17 protein-coding genes are annotated in these 15,961 nt (G+C 66.0%); 6 read left to right on the forward strand and 11 right to left on the reverse strand.

What is annotated here, in order from left to right; all coding sequences use genetic code 11:
• The first annotated feature begins 14 nt into the window (after positions 1-14).
• Positions 15-1,295 (forward strand): 5-demethoxyubiquinol-8 5-hydroxylase UbiM, encoded by a 1,281-nt coding sequence (ubiM, locus tag ISS20_RS06610; RefSeq protein WP_291434931.1) that lies wholly within the window; start codon positions 15-17, stop codon positions 1,293-1,295.
• Between the two features lie 100 nt (positions 1,296-1,395).
• On the opposite strand, the gene ISS20_RS06615 is transcribed toward ubiM, so the two are convergent.
• Positions 1,396-2,310 (reverse strand): class I SAM-dependent methyltransferase, encoded by a 915-nt coding sequence (locus tag ISS20_RS06615; RefSeq protein ID WP_291434933.1) that lies wholly within the window; start codon positions 2,308-2,310, stop codon positions 1,396-1,398.
• A 459-nt stretch (positions 2,311-2,769) separates the two neighbouring features.
• Positions 2,770-3,522 (reverse strand): zf-TFIIB domain-containing protein, encoded by a 753-nt coding sequence (locus ISS20_RS06620; protein WP_291434934.1) that lies wholly within the window; start codon positions 3,520-3,522, stop codon positions 2,770-2,772.
• Positions 3,523-3,653: 131 nt separating this feature from the next.
• Between ISS20_RS06620 and ISS20_RS06625 the strand changes: the two genes are divergently transcribed.
• The 4 genes from ISS20_RS06625 (at position 3,654) to ISS20_RS06640 (ending at position 8,637) form a co-directional block, all read left to right on the forward strand.
• Entirely contained in the window at positions 3,654-4,943 is a 1,290-nt protein-coding gene (locus ISS20_RS06625) for a solute carrier family 23 protein (RefSeq protein WP_291434936.1), read from the forward strand.
• A gap of 142 nt (positions 4,944-5,085) precedes the next feature.
• Positions 5,086-6,627 carry an acetyl-CoA hydrolase/transferase family protein gene (locus tag ISS20_RS06630; RefSeq protein WP_291434938.1) on the forward strand — a complete coding sequence of 514 codons (1,542 nt, stop codon included), beginning with the start codon at positions 5,086-5,088 and terminating at the stop codon, positions 6,625-6,627.
• A 184-nt stretch (positions 6,628-6,811) separates the two neighbouring features.
• The gene (locus tag ISS20_RS06635; RefSeq protein WP_291434940.1) at positions 6,812-7,963 is read left to right on the forward strand and encodes an ABC transporter substrate-binding protein; all 1,152 of its coding nucleotides are present in this window, start codon (positions 6,812-6,814) and stop codon (positions 7,961-7,963) included.
• Between the two features lie 251 nt (positions 7,964-8,214).
• A complete protein-coding gene (locus ISS20_RS06640; RefSeq protein WP_291434942.1) occupies positions 8,215-8,637 on the forward strand; it encodes a hotdog fold thioesterase in 423 nt (140 codons plus the stop codon).
• A gap of 199 nt (positions 8,638-8,836) precedes the next feature.
• On the opposite strand, the gene ISS20_RS06645 is transcribed toward ISS20_RS06640, so the two are convergent.
• Together ISS20_RS06645 and ISS20_RS06650 are read right to left on the reverse strand one after the other, a co-directional pair.
• A complete protein-coding gene (locus ISS20_RS06645; protein ID WP_108500130.1) occupies positions 8,837-9,406 on the reverse strand; it encodes a cob(I)yrinic acid a,c-diamide adenosyltransferase in 570 nt (189 codons plus the stop codon).
• Positions 9,407-9,651: 245 nt separating this feature from the next.
• Positions 9,652-10,092 carry a hypothetical protein gene (locus ISS20_RS06650; RefSeq protein WP_291434946.1) on the reverse strand — a complete coding sequence of 147 codons (441 nt, stop codon included), beginning with the start codon at positions 10,090-10,092 and terminating at the stop codon, positions 9,652-9,654.
• Between the two features lie 316 nt (positions 10,093-10,408).
• Between ISS20_RS06650 and ISS20_RS06655 the strand changes: the two genes are divergently transcribed.
• A complete protein-coding gene (locus tag ISS20_RS06655) occupies positions 10,409-10,729 on the forward strand; it encodes an EF-hand domain-containing protein (RefSeq protein WP_291434948.1) in 321 nt (106 codons plus the stop codon).
• Positions 10,730-10,798: 69 nt separating this feature from the next.
• Here ISS20_RS06655 and ISS20_RS06660 read toward each other — a convergent pair whose 3' ends face one another.
• From ISS20_RS06660 to ISS20_RS06690, 7 genes are all read right to left on the reverse strand, one after another.
• Positions 10,799-11,602, reverse strand: a complete 804-nt coding sequence (locus ISS20_RS06660) for an amino acid ABC transporter ATP-binding protein (protein WP_291434950.1) — start codon at positions 11,600-11,602, stop codon at positions 10,799-10,801.
• Positions 11,586-12,239, reverse strand: coding sequence for an amino acid ABC transporter permease (locus ISS20_RS06665; protein ID WP_291434952.1), 654 nt, complete (start codon positions 12,237-12,239; stop codon positions 11,586-11,588). Before ISS20_RS06665 ends, ISS20_RS06660 begins: the two co-directional genes overlap by 17 nt.
• 3 nt (positions 12,240-12,242) lie before the next feature.
• Positions 12,243-12,917, reverse strand: coding sequence for an amino acid ABC transporter permease (locus ISS20_RS06670; RefSeq protein WP_291434954.1), 675 nt, complete (start codon positions 12,915-12,917; stop codon positions 12,243-12,245).
• Between the two features lie 73 nt (positions 12,918-12,990).
• Positions 12,991-13,812, reverse strand: coding sequence for a transporter substrate-binding domain-containing protein (locus ISS20_RS06675; RefSeq protein ID WP_291434956.1), 822 nt, complete (start codon positions 13,810-13,812; stop codon positions 12,991-12,993).
• Complete coding sequence (locus ISS20_RS06680) at positions 13,809-14,606, reverse strand: GntR family transcriptional regulator (RefSeq protein ID WP_291434957.1); 798 nt, start codon at positions 14,604-14,606, stop codon at positions 13,809-13,811. Before ISS20_RS06680 ends, ISS20_RS06675 begins: the two co-directional genes overlap by 4 nt.
• 266 nt (positions 14,607-14,872) lie before the next feature.
• Positions 14,873-15,337: a DUF2752 domain-containing protein gene (locus tag ISS20_RS06685; protein WP_291434959.1), complete on the reverse strand. Its 465-nt coding sequence runs from the start codon at positions 15,335-15,337 to the stop codon at positions 14,873-14,875.
• Positions 15,309-15,881 (reverse strand): hypothetical protein, encoded by a 573-nt coding sequence (locus tag ISS20_RS06690; protein WP_291434960.1) that lies wholly within the window; start codon positions 15,879-15,881, stop codon positions 15,309-15,311. The genes ISS20_RS06685 and ISS20_RS06690 overlap by 29 nt, the downstream gene beginning before the upstream one ends.
• Positions 15,882-15,961: the final 80 nt, after the last annotated feature.

The following is a 15,961-nucleotide window of genomic DNA, read 5'->3' on the forward strand; positions in this document are numbered from 1 at the left end:
GCATCCCTCCCGCCATGACCACCCACCACAGCGACGTGCTCATCGTCGGCGCAGGCCCGGCGGGCCTGTCGCTGGCCATCTCCCTGGCGCAGGCCGGGTTCACCACCACCGTGGTGGAACAGCAGAGCGACAGCGTGCTGGCCGCGCCTGCGCCCGACGGCCGCGAGATCGCCCTCACCCACCCCAGCCAGGCAACGTTGCAGCGGCTGGGCAGCTGGGCGCACCTGGCCGACCACGAGGTGGGCCAGATTGCCGAGGCCCAGGTGCACGACGGCCCGCTGGGCCGCCACAGCGCGCTACAACTGAACGCGGCCAGCGGCACCCACAGCGATGTGTCAGCTCCCGACGCCCTGGGCTTCATCGTGCCCAACCACGCGCTGCGGCGCACGGCCCACGCGGTGGCTGCGAGCACCCCGGGCGTGCGCCTGCTCACTGGCACCCAGGTCACCCGCGTGGCCACGCTGCCCGGCCATGCCGAGCTGGACTGCGTGCCCACCGCACCCGACAACAACGCCACGCCCCAGCGCCTGACCGCCCCGCTGCTGGTGGCCGCCGACAGCCGCTTTTCGGCCACGCGCCGCCAGCTGGGCATGGGCGCGCAGATGACCGACTTTGGCCGCACCGTCATCGTCTGCCGCATGCGCCACACATTGCCCCACGGCAACGTGGCCCACGAGTGTTTTGGCTACGACCGCACACTGGCCGTGCTGCCCCTGCCGGACGACCCCCAAGAGGGGCATGCGCTGTGCTCGGTGGTGGTCACCGCGGGTGCGGCCGATGCGGCGGCGCTGATAGCCAAAGGCCCCGAGGCCTTTGCCGCCCAGGTGCAGGCCCAGTTCAACGACCGGCTGGGCCCCATGGCGCTGGTGGGCGAACGCCACGCCTACCCGCTGGTGGCCGTGTATGCGCAGCGTTTTGCGGGCCACCGCTGCGCGCTGCTGGGCGACGCTGCCGTGGGCATGCACCCGGTCACGGCCCATGGCTACAACCTGGGCCTGGCCGGTGTGGAGCGGCTCACCGCCGCGCTGGTCAGCGCCCGCCAGCGCGGGCAGGACATTGGCAGCGCCGACGCACTCACCCCCTACGCCCAGGGCCACCACCGCCACGCCTGGCCCATCTACCAGGGCACCAACGCCATCGTGCGCCTGTACACCGACGCCCGCCCGGTGCCCCGCCTGCTGCGGCAACTGGTGCTGCAGGGCGCGCGGCGCCTGCCACCGCTGCAGGCGGCCATCGTGGGGCAGCTGACGGGCAAGGCACCCCAATGGATGCGCGCACTGACGCTCAGGCCGTAGCCAACCTCTGCAACGGGCGCGCCCCACGCCAGCGCCACCGTGCAACTGGCTGTGCCAGGCCACCGGTGGCGTCCCCCTCAGGGGGACGACGCGAAGCGGCTCAGGGGGGGCTGTCACTTACCCCCAGCGTGGCCAGGCCATACAGCGGCGCACCGAGCCAGGGGCGCCACCACATGTCCATGGCAATACCGGCCCAGCCGTAGCCCTCCGCCACGCTTTGCTCGCGCAGCAACTGCAGGCGCGGGTGCACGGCCGCCAGCTCTGCCATGCGGCCGACCCCCCACCGAAACTCCGCGCCCGTAGGCCCCACGCTGGCGTGGCGGGCCGCGCAACCCACGGCCTGGCGCGTCATCACATCCAGCACCATGCGCGAGCCCGGTGGCGCGTGCTGCGCAAACTCGGCCAGCACGGCGTGCACCTGCGCGGGTGGCAGGTACATCAACACGCCCTCACACACCAGCAGCACCGGGGGTGCGGTGCGCTGCGCGGGCAGCCCGAGCCGCTGCCACCAGCCGGGTTGCGACAGGTCCAGATCGGCATGGCGCATGCGCGGGCACTGCGGCGGCAACAGGGGCTTGCGCAGCGCCATCACCGCAGGCAGGTCCGCATCAAGCCACTGGTTGGCCCCCGTGTCCAGCCACTGAAAGTGGTGCGTGAGGCCACACCCCAGGTTGACGCCCAGGGCCTGCGGGTGCTCGGCAAAAAAGGCGCGCCCCGCCTCCTTGATGGCGCGGGTGCGCCACAGCACATGCAGCACCGTGGGCAGGTCGTCCAGGGTGCTGTTCTCATCGGCACCCAGCTGGGTCAGCAAGGCCTGGGCCACCGCATCGTGGCAGTCGAGCCAGGGGAAATAGCGGCCGCCGTGGGCACGCGCGGCCAAAGGGATGAGCAGGGTGCTGGGCACGGGCGGCAGCTGTGCGCGCTGCAGCAGGCTGCCGGTGGGGCGGGGCACACGCGCCGGTGGCGCAGGGCTGCGCGGCGGTCGGGCTGGACGTCGGGTGGGGGACTGCGGCACGGGGCGCTCCTCCAGTGGCTGCGAGCGCCACGGTTGCGTGGGATGCGGTGTGGCCCAGGGCAAGGGCCTTAGAGCCTGTTCAAAGTCTTTTTGGAGATCGCATTGGAGTGCCATCGGGATGAGTGGATGCTTCGGATGCGCCGCATGGGCTCATGCCCATGCAAGCAGCCGGGGCGTTCAATCACCCGATTTCACTTCAACCCTTCGGGCAAGTGCCTTGCCGGGCGGTCTGCGGCGTTGCGGCGCTTGTGGATAGCACGGGCTATTGGCTGCGCCCCGCGCCTTGCATTCCATCCCGGCAAGGTACTTGTGCGACTTCAAAAAGACTTTGAACAGGCTCCTCAACAGGTTCTGGGACCATTCTGAACGGTCTGCCCCAACCTGTCGTGAATGACCGCAGCGCATGCTGCGGTATGTCAATGTGCTGGCGGGGCTTGCCGCCAGCGCGACACTGAATCTCTAGTCCTTGACCAGCGCCCACACCAGCGCCACCCCGGCGGCCAGCAAATCCCCGGTGAAAGAGTTGTCATCCACATCGCTGCTGCTGGTGAACGCGCGCTTTTGGCGCTCGCGCTCGGCGCGGGTGCGGTCCCGCTCCAGGGCCACCAGGGCATCGCCGATGTCCACGGGCGATACAGGCGCTGCCGCAGAGACCTTGGCGCGGGCCCCCGCCTGGGCATAGCCCTCCATGGCGCGCACCACGGCCTGGGGGTCGATGAGGGAGAACGCAGCGCGGCAGTAGGGGCAGGCGTGGTCCTTGCGGATGTCCACAGGGGCACCGCAACTGGTGCAGTAGATGGCGCCCACGCGTTGGGCCAGGTCGTCGATCTCGGGGCGCGTCATGTGGCGCACAAAGCCTTTTTCGACCATGAAGGACGAAAAGGTGCTGAACCGCCCATGCTGGCGCCCACAGCGGTACACCATGTAACGGCCGCTGCGCACCACGTCATAACCCTTGGCCAGGCTGGTGTTGCAGCGCGGGCAGGCCATGCTCTCGGCCAGGGGCTGATGCTGGTCCACACGGTGTTCGTGCAGCAGCCGGAACAGCTCGACCACTGACTGCGGCGTGAGCTTGAGGTTCTCGTGCCGGTCAAACCACAGGCCCTGGCAGGCAAAGCAGATGTCCAGCTCCAGCGAATCGCCCAGGTTGCTGGCAAAGCGGTGTGCCTGCATGGGTTGGCGGCACGAGGGGCAAGTGGGTGCAGGAAACATGGCAGTGAGGGTCTGGGCAGCGGTGCGGGGCGCCTCGCGGGGGCGGGGGCATCGTAACCCGCCCGGGATGCTCGTCCCCCACCCTGGCCGCATCCACTAGCATTCGCGCCTCAACCACAAGGAACAACCACATGGGATTCATGAACTGGCGTGTGAAAAGCGCTGATGTGTTGCAACAAGGCGGCGTGATCGCGCCGGACGAGCGGCTGCCCTGGCCGCAGACGGCGGTGATGGGCGTGCAGCACGTGATTGCGATGTTTGGCGCCACGGTGCTGGCGCCCATCCTGATGGGCTTTGACCCGAACGTGGCCATCCTGATGAGCGGCATCGGCACGCTGATCTTCTTCCTCGTCACCGGCGGCAAGGTGCCCAGCTACCTGGGCTCCAGCTTTGCGTTCATTGGCGTGGTGATTGCGGCCACGGGCTATGCGGGCCAAGGGGCCAATGCCAACATCGGCGTGGCGCTGGGCGGCATCATTGCGTGTGGCCTGGTCTACACGCTCATCGGCGCGCTGGTGCAGGCCATTGGCACGGGCTGGATCGAGCGCTTCATGCCGCCCGTGGTCACCGGCTCGGTGGTGGCGGTGATCGGGCTGAACCTCGCGGGCATTCCCATCAAGAACATGGCGGCCAGCAACTTTGACAGCTGGATGCAGGTGGTGACTTTTGTGAGCGTGGGCCTGGTGGCCGTGCTCACGCGCGGCATGGTGCAGCGCCTGTTGATCCTGGTGGGGCTGATCGTGGCCAGCATCATCTATGCAGTGCTGACCAACGGCCTGGGCCTGGGCAAGCCGATGGACCTGGCTGCACTGGCCAACGCTGCGTGGTTTGGCCTGCCGAACTTTGCGGCCCCGCAGTTCAGCGGCAATGCCATGCTGCTGATTGCGCCCGTGGCCATCATCCTGGTGGCCGAGAACCTGGGCCACGTGAAGGCCGTGACGGCCATGACCGGCCAGAACCTGGACCGCTACATGGGCCGCGCGTTCATCGGTGACGGCATTGCCACCATGGTCAGTGGCAGCGCAGGCGGCACGGGCGTGACCACCTATGCCGAGAACATCGGCGTGATGGCGGCGACCAAGATCTATTCCACCGCCGTGTTCCTGCTGGCGGGTGTGTTTGCGCTGGTGCTGGGCTTTTCCCCCAAGTTCGGCGCACTGATCCAGACCATTCCGCTGCCGGTGATGGGTGGTGTGTCCATCGTGGTGTTTGGCCTGATCGCGGTGGCGGGCGCCAAGATCTGGGTGGACAACAAGGTGGACTTTTCGCAGAACAAGAACCTCATCGTGGCGGCCATCACCCTCATCCTGGGCACGGGCGACTTCACGCTCAAGTTCGGCCAGTTCGCGCTGGGCGGCATCGGCACCGCCACGTTCGGGGCGATCCTGCTGTACGCGCTGCTCAACCGCAAAGCGGCGTAATCTGTGGATGTGGCTGGGCTGAACCGCATTTGTAAGGGTTAACCCCTAATTTGTAAGGAACGAAGGCTAGCATCCTGGGTTTTGTCCACAGGGCCATCCGCTCACCGGGCGGGTGGCCTTTTTCTTTTTGCGGAGTTTGTTCATGTCCCTGGCCGATCGGGTGCTGTACCCCGACTTTCTCTCCCGCACCATGACCGCCGACGAGGCGGCCGCCCTGATCCCCGCCGGTGCCCATGTGGGCATGAGCGGCTTTACCGGCGCGGGCTACCCCAAGGCCGTGCCGGGTGCGCTGGCGCGCCGCATCGAGAGCCTGAACGCACAAGGTCATGGTTTCAAGATCGGGCTGTGGACAGGCGCCAGCACCGCACCCGAATTGGACGGCGCACTGGCCCAGGTGGACGGCATCGAGATGCGCCTGCCCTACCAGTCCGACCCCACGGTGCGCCGCCAGATCAATGCGGGGCAGATGCAGTATGTGGACATCCACCTGTCGCACGTGGCGCAGTTCGTGTGGTTCGGCTTTCTGGGCAAGCTCGATGTAGCCGTGGTCGAAGTGGCAGGCGTGTTGCCCGACGGGCGGCTGATCCCGTCGTCCTCGGTGGGCAACAACAAGACCTGGCTGGACCAGGCCGACAAGGTCATCCTGGAAGTGAATGCCTGGCACAACCCGCAGCTCGAAGGCATGCACGACATCTACTACGGCACCGACCGGCCGCCGCACCGCAAGCCCATCCCCATGACGCGGCCCGATGAGCGCATTGGCGAGCCATACCTGCGCTGCGACCCGAGCAAGGTCATCGCCGTGGTGATGACCAACCAGCCCGACCGCAACAGCGTCTACGCCGCACCCGACGACACCTCCAACCGCATTGCGGGCCACATCATCGAGTTCTTGCAGCACGAGGTGAAAAAGGGTCGCCTGCCCCAGGACCTGCTGCCGCTGCAGTCGGGCGTGGGCAACATCGCCAACGCGGTGCTCGCGGGCCTGAACAACGGGCCTTTCGAGAACCTCACGGCCTACACCGAGGTGCTGCAGGACGGTATGCTGGACATGCTGCGCTCGGGCAAGCTGGCCAGCGCCTCGGCCACAGCGCTGTCGCTGAGCCCGGCGGCCATGCAGGACTTCAACGACCGCATCGACTACTACAAGCAGCGCATCGTGCTGCGCCCGCAGGAGATCAGCAACCACCCCGAGCTGATCCGCCGCATGGGCCTGATTGCGATGAACGGCATGATCGAGGCCGACATTTACGGCAACGTGAACAGCACGCACATCATGGGCTCGGCCATCATGAACGGCATTGGCGGTTCGGGCGACTTTGCGCGCAACGCCTACCTGTCGATCTTCATGACGCCCTCGCTGGCCAAGAACGGCAGCATCTCGTGCATCGTGCCCATGGCCTCGCATGTGGACCACACGGAACACGACGTGCAGATCCTTGTCACCGAACAGGGGTTGGCTGACTTACGCGGGCACTCGCCCACGCAGCGTGCGCAGATCATCATCGACCGCTGCGCGCACCCGGACTTCCGGCCCGCGCTGCACGACTACGTGGCCCGCGCCAAGCGTGGCGCCGTGGGCCAGCACACGCCGCACCTGCTGAACGAGGCGCTGTCGTGGCACCAGCGGTATGTGGAGACGGGCAGCATGCGCCGGCCCACAGACCCGGCCAGCGCAGCGTAGGGGCGCGGCGCCCGCTTCTCGACATGGTCCGCAGGGCCATAGGGCCATAGCGCTTCTGACAGCCAATTGCCAGCCTGGCCCGATAAAATAAGGGTTAACCCTAGGTCTATCGACCTTCCCCCGTCCACCCTCCACCAGCCCCCATCCGGGGCTGGTGGCTTTTTTGCCTGCGAGTATTTTGACCATGCAACGCCGTCAGTTCACCCAATCCCTTGTGGCCGCCAGCACCGGCCTGCTGCTTGCCACCTCGTCGCGCGCCGTGGGCGTGCAAGACCCGATGGACGCCAAGAGCGTGACCATTGGCTGCTCCATCGGCATGACCGGCGCACTGGCCAGCCTGGGCAAGGAACTCAAGCAGGGGCTGGACGCTGGTTTTGCCCAGGCCAACGCCAAGGGCATCCATGGCCGCGAGATCAAGCTGCTGGCACTGGACGACGGCTACGACGCCGCGCGCTCCGAAGAGAACGTGCGCAAGCTGATTGCCGATGCCAACGTGGTGTCGCTGATCTCCTGCATGGGCACGGCCAACAACCAGCGCATCCTGCCGCTGGTGGACGAGGCGCAGATCCCGTATGTGGCCCCGCAAAGCGGCGCCACCTCGCTGCGCAAGGCCGAGTACCGCTCGGTGTTCCACGTGCGCGCCAGCTACACCGATGAGGCCCAGCGCCTGGCGCAGAAGCTGGTGTCCATGGGCATCACCGAGCTGGCTGTCGTGTACCAGGACACGGCCTTTGGCCGCGAGTTTCTGGCCGATGTGACCAAGGCCATGGCCGCCGCCAAACAGCCCGCGCCCAAGGCATTCAAGCTGGATGCACAAGGTGCGCAGGTGGCCGACGTGGTGGGCAAGGCCGTGGCCGCCAAGCCCAACGCCGTGCTGCTGGGCACGGCGGGCGACATCACCGCCACGCTGGTCAACGAGTTCAAGAAGGTCTCTCCCAGCACGCCGCTGGCCGCCACCAGCGTGGCGCTGTCGGGCGACAACCTGCGCCAGCTGGGGGGCAAGGCCTCGGGCATTGCACTGTCGATGGTGTTGCCCGACGCCGCCCGCACCAGCTACGCCGTGGTGCGCGACTACCAGAAAGCCATGCGCGCGCTGGGCTACCAGGAGTTTTCGGCCCGCAGCTTTGAAGGCTACGTGAACGCCCGTGTGCTGGCCGAGGGCCTGGAGCGCGCTGGCCGCGACCTGACCCGCGCCAAGCTGCGCAATGCGCTGGCAGGCATCCGCAGCAACGACCTGGGTGGCCTGTCCATCGACTACGCCAGCGGCGCGCCGTATGTGGGCTCGCGCTTTCTGGACCTGGGGGTGATGGGCGCCAACGGAAAGTTTGTGGGCTGAGGCTAGGAGCCTGTCGGACTTGGAGCGTCGATAGCGAGAATCGGCCCCAGCGAGGACAGTTTTTGCCGGATTTGCAGACCCATAGCCCGGCTATGGGGCAAAAAGACGGTAAAAAATGGACCGCTGCGGCCGATTTGCAGCCGACGACTTCCAAGTCCGACAGGCTCCTAGGCACCTGCGGCACAGGGCGGGGCCACGGGCATTGGCACAATCAGCGGCTTGCACTGACTTGGCCCTGACCCGTGAACACCATGCCCATCTGGAAAAAACCCATCGACCTGGCCCTGCTGAAGGCCGCCAACCGCAATACCGCCGTAGAGTACCTGGGCATTGAGTTTGTCGAGGTGGGTGACGACTTTCTGCGCGCCCGCGTGCCGGTAGACCACCGCACCATCCAGCCCTTTGGCCTGCTGCACGGCGGTGTCAGCGTGGTGCTGGCCGAGTCCATGGGCTCCACCGGCGCCTACTACACCCTGCCCGAGGGCTACCGCGCCGTGGGCCTGGATATCAACGCCAACCACCTGCGCTCTGCCACCAGCGGCTGGGTGACCGGGACGGCGAAGCCCGTGCACATTGGCCGCACCACGCATGTGTGGCACATCGATCTGCACAACGAAGCGGGTGAGCTGACCTGCGTGTCGCGGCTGACGATGGCGATCCTCGCACCGAGATAAGGTGCATCCCCCTGAGCGGCTTCGCTGCTTCCCCCTTCTCTCGAATCGCTAGCGCGATCCGGGAAGGGGGACACCGCCAGCGCGGCGGGGCGGCCCTTGCGCGGCGGTCCTGGTCTGGGGCTCGCCCCTCGCAAAGGCTGGAGGGTGATTTTTAATGAAAACATCCCCAAGCGCTAGATGAATATGCGCTAGATGCTATTTATTCAGTAGCATTCTGCTGCGCCAGGCGCTCACTTTTCCAGTACACGTCATCACCGCCATCCATGCGGTTGAGCACGCGGGCGAGCACGAACATCAGGTCGGAGAGGCGGTTGAGGTACTGGCGCGGCGCGTCGTTCAGGGCCTCTTCATTGCCCAGGGCGACTACCGCGCGTTCGGCGCGGCGGGCCACGGTGCGGCACACGTGGGCCTGTGAAGCGGCGCGGGTGCCTGCGGGCAAGATGAACTCCTGCAGGCGCGGCAGCGCTGCGTTGTGGTGAGCCAGGGCTTCGTCCAATGCCAAGACAGCGTCGGCCTTGAGCAGCTCGAAGCCCGGGATCGACAGCTCGCCTCCCAGGTTGAACAACTGGTGCTGCACCTCGACCAGCAGGGTGCGGACTTCATCGGGCAGTGGCTCGCACAGCAACAGGCCGATGTGCGAGTTGAGTTCATCCACATCGCCCATGGCATGGATGCGCAGGCTGTTTTTGGAGACGCGCTGGTTGTTGCCCAGGCCGGTGGTGCCTGCGTCGCCGGTGCGCGTGGCGATTTCTGTGAGTCGGTTGCCCATGGGGGTGCCTTGAAGAGGTAACGGGAAGATGGACGGCAGCTTCTGCACAGCACATGCCACCGCAGTGAATCTGCCCCGGATTCTCCGCCACCGCCATACGGGTGCAAACGTCTCACCCCCAATTCCCCTACCCACGGCGCACCACGCACTTCATGCGCGGCACGCGAACCAACGCCCTGTGGCACACAGGATGGTGCACCAAAGGGCGCAAGCACAGCGCTGTCAATGCGCTGCTTGAGGATAGATCAATGCGTAGCGGGGGTGCGGTTGAGCTTGTCGATGTCTGCCGTGGATACGCCAGCGTTGGTGGGCTTCATGGTGTCCCATGCATGTGCGTGGTAGGCGTCCCATTCCTGGCGCGACACCATGCCGTCGCCGTTGGTGTCCATCAAACGCGCATTGACCCGTGCATCGGCCTTGGCTGCGGCCTTGCCGCCTGAAGCGCTGGGGTTGATCTCGGCTACCGGCGCTGCGCGTCCGTCGCCCGCTGCGGGGTTGGCAGGCATGGCGCTGCTGTTGGCGCTGCGCGTGTCCACCTTGTTCTGTGCCTTGGACGCCGCCGGGCCACCGGATGCAGAAGGGTTCACTTCGGACGGAGGGCGCACACTGCTGTTGGCGGGGGCCTGGGCCAGCGCAGCGGTGCATGCCAGGGCGGCCAGGGCGGCGAAGACGGTTTGCTTTTGCATGGAGAACTCCTTCAGGAAAACGTGCGATCAAGCGAAATGCTTGGATGCATTGTTTTGCCGCAACCGGCCCCTGCCTGTAGGACGGCCACGGGCCTGCGGGTCAGGCCATACGCCTGAGAAGGTGAGGTGTAAACGCACATCCAGGGATGTTTGCGTCTGGCTACAAGCTGCGCGGACATCTACACACAACAGGCGTGCCGCGTTACACCACGCTGGCAAATGTTGAGTGAGGCAACAGCAGGCAAGAGTGCTGGCGCGGCACGCCATGCTGCGGTGCAATGCAAGCCTGTTCAACTTCCAAGGAGCCAGGCTCACCATGAAAGCACAGCAACGACGCAAGTACTCGTTCGACACACGCAGCGTGATGCTCTTCGCCGCACTCTCTCTGGGTGGTGTGGGTGCCTTGCAGGCACAGACCCCAAGCCAGGACAAGGCGTACTCATACGGACCAGGAACCGGCAATCCGTCCAAGGCGGCGACAACGGCATTCAATCGCGCAGACACGGACAAGGACGGTAAGTTGACCGAGAAGGAGGCTGCACTCTTGCCAGCCATCAGCCAACGCTTCAAAGAGCTTGACGCCAACAACAACGGCACTCTTTCTGCGGTGGAATTTGAGAAAGGCATGCACTTTTAAGTGACAGTGACCATGGAGAAGGCCCGGGCACGCGCCGAGAAGGGCTTTCTCCTGACAGAATTGCTACGACTAATCGTGCAGCGAGGACAAAAACTGCTGCAGCTCAGGCGTCTGCGGGCTGCCGAACAGCTGGGCAGGCGTGCCCTGCTCATGCACCCGCCCCTGGTGCATGAAGATCACCCGGTCGCTTACCTTGCGGGCAAACGCCATTTCGTGCGTGACCATCATCAGCGTCATGCCTTCTTGCGCCAGCGACTCCACCACGCGCAGCACCTCGCCCACCAGTTCGGGGTCCAGCGCCGAGGTGATCTCATCGCACAGCAGCACCTGCGGCTCCATGGCCAGCGCACGCGCAATGGCTACACGCTGCTGTTGGCCGCCCGAGAGCTGGTCGGGCATGGCATCAAACTTTTCGGCGAGGCCCACACGGGCCAGCAACTGGCGCGCCTGCGCCTCTGCAGCCCTGCCATCACGCGCCTTGACCAGGGTGGGCGCCAGCATGATGTTGCGGCCCACAGAGAGGTGCGGAAACAGGTTGAAGCTCTGGAAGATCATGCCCACCTGCTGGCGCAGCGCGCGCATGGCGGCGGGGCTGTCGTGCAACAGCCTCTGGCCGTTGACGCTGAGCGCGCCTTCCTGGAACTCCTCCAGCCCATTCACGCAGCGCAGCAACGTGCTCTTGCCCGAGCCACTCTTGCCGATGATGGCGATAACCTCGCCCCGCTGCACTTTCAGGTCAATGCCCTTGAGCACTTCGTTACTGCCGTAGGACTTGCGCAGCGCGGTGATGTCCACGATGGGGGGCTCGCCCACCACGATGCCGTCGTGAGCAGGGGTGGGGTTGGTCTTGGGGGCTTCAGCGGCGATGGCCATGGAGTTTCCTTTCAAGGGACTGCGCCACCAGGCTCACCGGGAAGCACAAAACAAAATACAGCAGCGCTACGCAGGCGTAGACGAGGAAGGGCTTGTAGGTGGCGTTGGAGATCATGCTGCCCGCCTTGGTCAGCTCCACAAAGCCGATGACCGAAGCTAGCGCCGTGCCCTTGATCACCTGCACCAGAAAGCCCACCGTGGGCGGCACCGCGATGCGCAGCGCCTGCGGCAGCACCACATGGCGCAGCTGCTCGCCAAAGTTGAGCGCCAGGCTTTGCGCCGCCTCCCACTGCCCCTTGGGGATGGAGGCCACACAGCCGCGCCAGATCTCTGTGAGGTAGGCACTGGTGTAGAGCGTGAGCGCCACAGCTGCGGCCGTCCACGGCGAGGTCTTGATGCCAAACAGCGCAATGCCGAAGTACGCCAGGAACAGCTGCATGAGCAGCGGCGTGCCCTGGAACACCTGCACATAGGTGCCGATCAAACGCTCGGTGCCACGCACCTTGGACAGGCGCAGCACCAGGAGCAGCAGGCCCACCAGGCCGCCACCGATGAAGGCGATGAGAGACAACGAGACGGTCCAACGCGCCGCCAGCAAAAGGTTACGCAGGATGTCCCACAGAGAAAATTCCACCATGGCTTATCTCCCCACCAAAAATCGGGCGCCCACCCACATGAGCAGGCGGCGGGTCAACATCGACAGAGCCAGGTACACCAGCGTGGCGAGGATGAAGGCCTCGAACGCGCGGAAGGTGTTGCTGGAGATCAGGTTGGCGGCATAGCTCAGTTCAGGCGTGGAGATCTGCCCGCACACGGCCGAGCCCAGCATCACGATGATGATCTGGCTGACCATGGCGGGCCACACCTTTTGCAGCGCGGGCGGCAGCACCACGCGGCGGAAGGTCTGGCCTGGCGTGAGGGCAAGACTGTGCGCCGCCTCGATCTGACCGCGCGGGGTGGCCTCGATGCCAGCGCGGATGATCTCGGCCGAATACGCGCCCAGGTTGATCACCATGGCCAGCACGGAGGCGAACTCGGGCGAGAGCTTGAGCCCCAGCGCAGGCAGCCCAAAGAACAGGAAGAACAGCTGCACGATGAAGGGCGTGTTGCGCACCAGCTCCACATAGCTGGCGACCGCCCAGCGCAGTGGCAGCGCACGCGGCCCGAGGTTGCGGGCGCGTGCCCAGGCACAGGCCGTGCCCAGCAGCAGGCCCAGCACGGTGCCCACGATGGTCAGGCCGATGGTCGAGAGCACGCCGCGCACCAGCAACGGCCAAGAGGACAGCACGGCAGAAAAATCAAGCGCAATCAGCATGGTGCGAATGCCCCGTGGCGCTTGTCACGCCACGGTCCTGTTCGGTTCTTTCAGCGGGGGGCGAAAACAGCGATCACAGGGGCAGGTCGCCCGCAGGGCGGCCCAGCCACTTGCTGGACATCTTGTCGATGTCGCCCGCCTTCTTGGCCTCGGCAATGATCTCGTTCACGCGCAGGCGCAGCTTGTCTTCACCCTTGGCCACGCCGATGAAGTTGGGGCTGTCTTTCAGCAGCAGCTTGTATTCGGTCTGCAGGTTGGGGTTCTTGACCATGATGGTGCCCGCCGTGGAGGCGCTGGTGGCAATGGCCTGCGTCTGGCCCGACACGAAGGCCGAGATGCTGGCGGCATGGTCTTCAAAACGCTTCACGTCCACACCGGGAGGCGCGACCTTGGCCAGTTCCTGGTCTTCCATGGCGCCGCGCGTCACGGCCACCGACTTGCCGGTCAGTTCGGCAAAACTCTTGATGTTCAGGCTCTTGCTCGCGAACACGGCCTGGAAGAACGGTGCGTAGGCCGCCGTGAAGTCAATCACCTTCTCGCGCTCGGGGTTCTTGCCCAGCGTGGAGATGACGAGGTCGGCCTTCTGCGTCTGCAGATACGGGATGCGGTTGGCACTGGTCACGGGGATCAGCTCGACCTTCACGCCCAGCTTGGTGCCGATGTAGTTGGCCATCTCCACGTCCAGCCCCTGGGGCTTGAGGTCCGTGCCGACGAAACCGTACGGCGGGTAGTCGGTGGGGATGGCGATCTTGATTTCCTTGGCCTTGAGGATGTTGTCCAGTGCGTTCTGCGCGTGGGCGGCGGGCGCCATCAGTGCCGCTGCAAGACCAGTGGCAGCGAGCACGCCCAGGGTCAGGCGGCGAGTGGACGAGGTGACAGTGCGGGCGGTGGTCATAGCAGGGCTCCTAGGTAGGTGGATGCGTCGGCAGGTGCGTCTGGGTCAGACGCTGGGGGGATGGAACTCTGGGTAGCGGCCCGGGGCTTGCGCGCGCGGGCCGGTGGGGTGGTTGGTGCGGGGCTCTTGCGCACGGGCGCCAGCGCGTCGCGCAGCCCCGCCAGCGGGTCGCTGCTGGCCTGCAGACGCAGGGCCGACTGCACGGTGCCGATGTGTTCCGACATGAGCGACTCGGCGCGCGCAATGTCACCTGCCTCCAGCGCCTCGACGATGCGCACATGATCGGCACACGACTGTGCGGCGTCGTGCGACGATTGGTAAAGCATGGCGATCAACGTGGTGCGCGCCGTGAAGTCGCGCAGCGTATCGGCCAGCAGGCTGTTGCCCAGGCACTCAGCCAGGCACACATGGAAGTCGCCGAGCAGAAAGCTGCGCACGCCCACATCGGAGCCTGCCAGCGCCGCCTTTTCCCGCTGCAGGTGGCTCTTGAGCTGGCGCAGAGCGGCCTTGTCCACCACCTTGAGCTGGTGCAGCAGGCCCAATTCGATCACGCGGCGCGCCTCGAAGGCCTCGCGCGCTTCGTCCTGCGACGGCTCGATCACATACCAGCCGCGCCGGGCACTGACGGTGACGATGCCCCGCGTGGACAAGCGCGTAAGTGCCTCGCGCACGATGGTGCGGCTGCAGTCGAACAGCATGGCCAGCTGCTGCTCGCCCAGGCGGGAGCCAGGCGCGAGCTTTTGCGCCATTACGGCTTCGATGATGCGATTGCTGATCTCGGTGGCGGTGGTCATTGCCTGCGGTATCGCAGGTTCCGTGCCAACTGGTATACAAGCTGAATGCACCAGCCTGGCGCACGGAGGCTGTGCACCAAGGGGCAGCCTGCCCCGCAACGATGCAGCGGGGCTGCGCTAATTTGACCCAAGGGGATGCTGGTGCATGGATGTGGTGCAGGCGCTGGCTTTGGCGGGCCACCGGCTGCGCAGGGTACTCAGACGGCCATAGAAGGCGGTCACCTCACGAAGAGGTAAGTACCAAGACCCAAGGACCGAACGAGCGGCTACACCAGCCCGGCCTGGCGCGAGAGCCAGGACAGCACCAACCCGCTGCCCAACACGGCAAACACCGCCGGGTGCCACCACGGCCATCGTGCGAAGCGGCGGCGGCCCAAGGCGCCTTCGACCACCGCCTGGCCCGCCAGCAGCGCCAGCCACAGCAGCAGCACCAGCGCGCCCGGATTGGCCGCCCAGGCGGCAGCCCAATCGCCCTGGACCAGGGCCGCACACGCATGGGTGCCACCGCACAGCGGGCAGGGCATGCCAGTCAGCGCCCGAAACCCGCAGCCCAGACCCAGCCCGCCCTGCCCCAGCCACCAGGGTGTGGCGGCCATGGCCAGCGGCCAGCCCAGGCCGAGCACCAGCCGCAACCGCCGCGCCCCTCCATCGAGCGGTTGCCAAGCAGGCGTTGTGCCTGCAGGCGCCGCCGCAGGGCCGGGCTCAGAGCGGAGGGAGGGCCAACGGCTCATCGCCCACCAGCTGGCGTGCCATGTAGTAGGAGCCGATGGTGGACAGCGGCAGCGTTACCAGCGCGCCCACCCAACACAGCAGGAAGCCCAGCGAGCCCACGATGCCCAGCACCAGCGAACAGAAAAACGCCGATCCCAGGTTCTTGGTCACGATGCTCCAGGCCTGGCTGAAGGCGGCCACACCATCGCGCTCGCCGCGCGCCACGAGGAACAGCGCGACCGGGGGCAGCGCCATGACCAGCAGGCCGGGAATGAAGCACAGCATGAAGCCCAGCGACACCACCAGCGAGCTGATGAGCCCCGCCACAAAGGCGGGCACAAAGTCGTCAAAGCCCCGAAAGACGTCGCCGATCTGCACCACTTCTCCGCGTGTCTCACGCTCGATCATGCGCATGTAGCCCACCACCATGGGTCCGGCCAGCAGGCCGGCGCTGATGCCGGCGACCACCATCACCAGCAAGGTGCATACCACGTGGGTGATGGCATTTTTCTTGAAGGTGCCCCAGGCACCGGACAGGCAATCTCCCACACTGGCTGAAGCCATGGCAATCCCTCTATCTGTAGTTGGTTGGTCGCGCACAAGCGCCGGTTCAGTGTAGCGAGCCAACGGCCGCTGTGGTACCC

The sequence above is a fragment of the Acidovorax sp. genome, assembly GCF_016783915.1.
Taxonomy (GTDB): domain Bacteria; phylum Pseudomonadota; class Gammaproteobacteria; order Burkholderiales; family Burkholderiaceae_C; genus Acidovorax.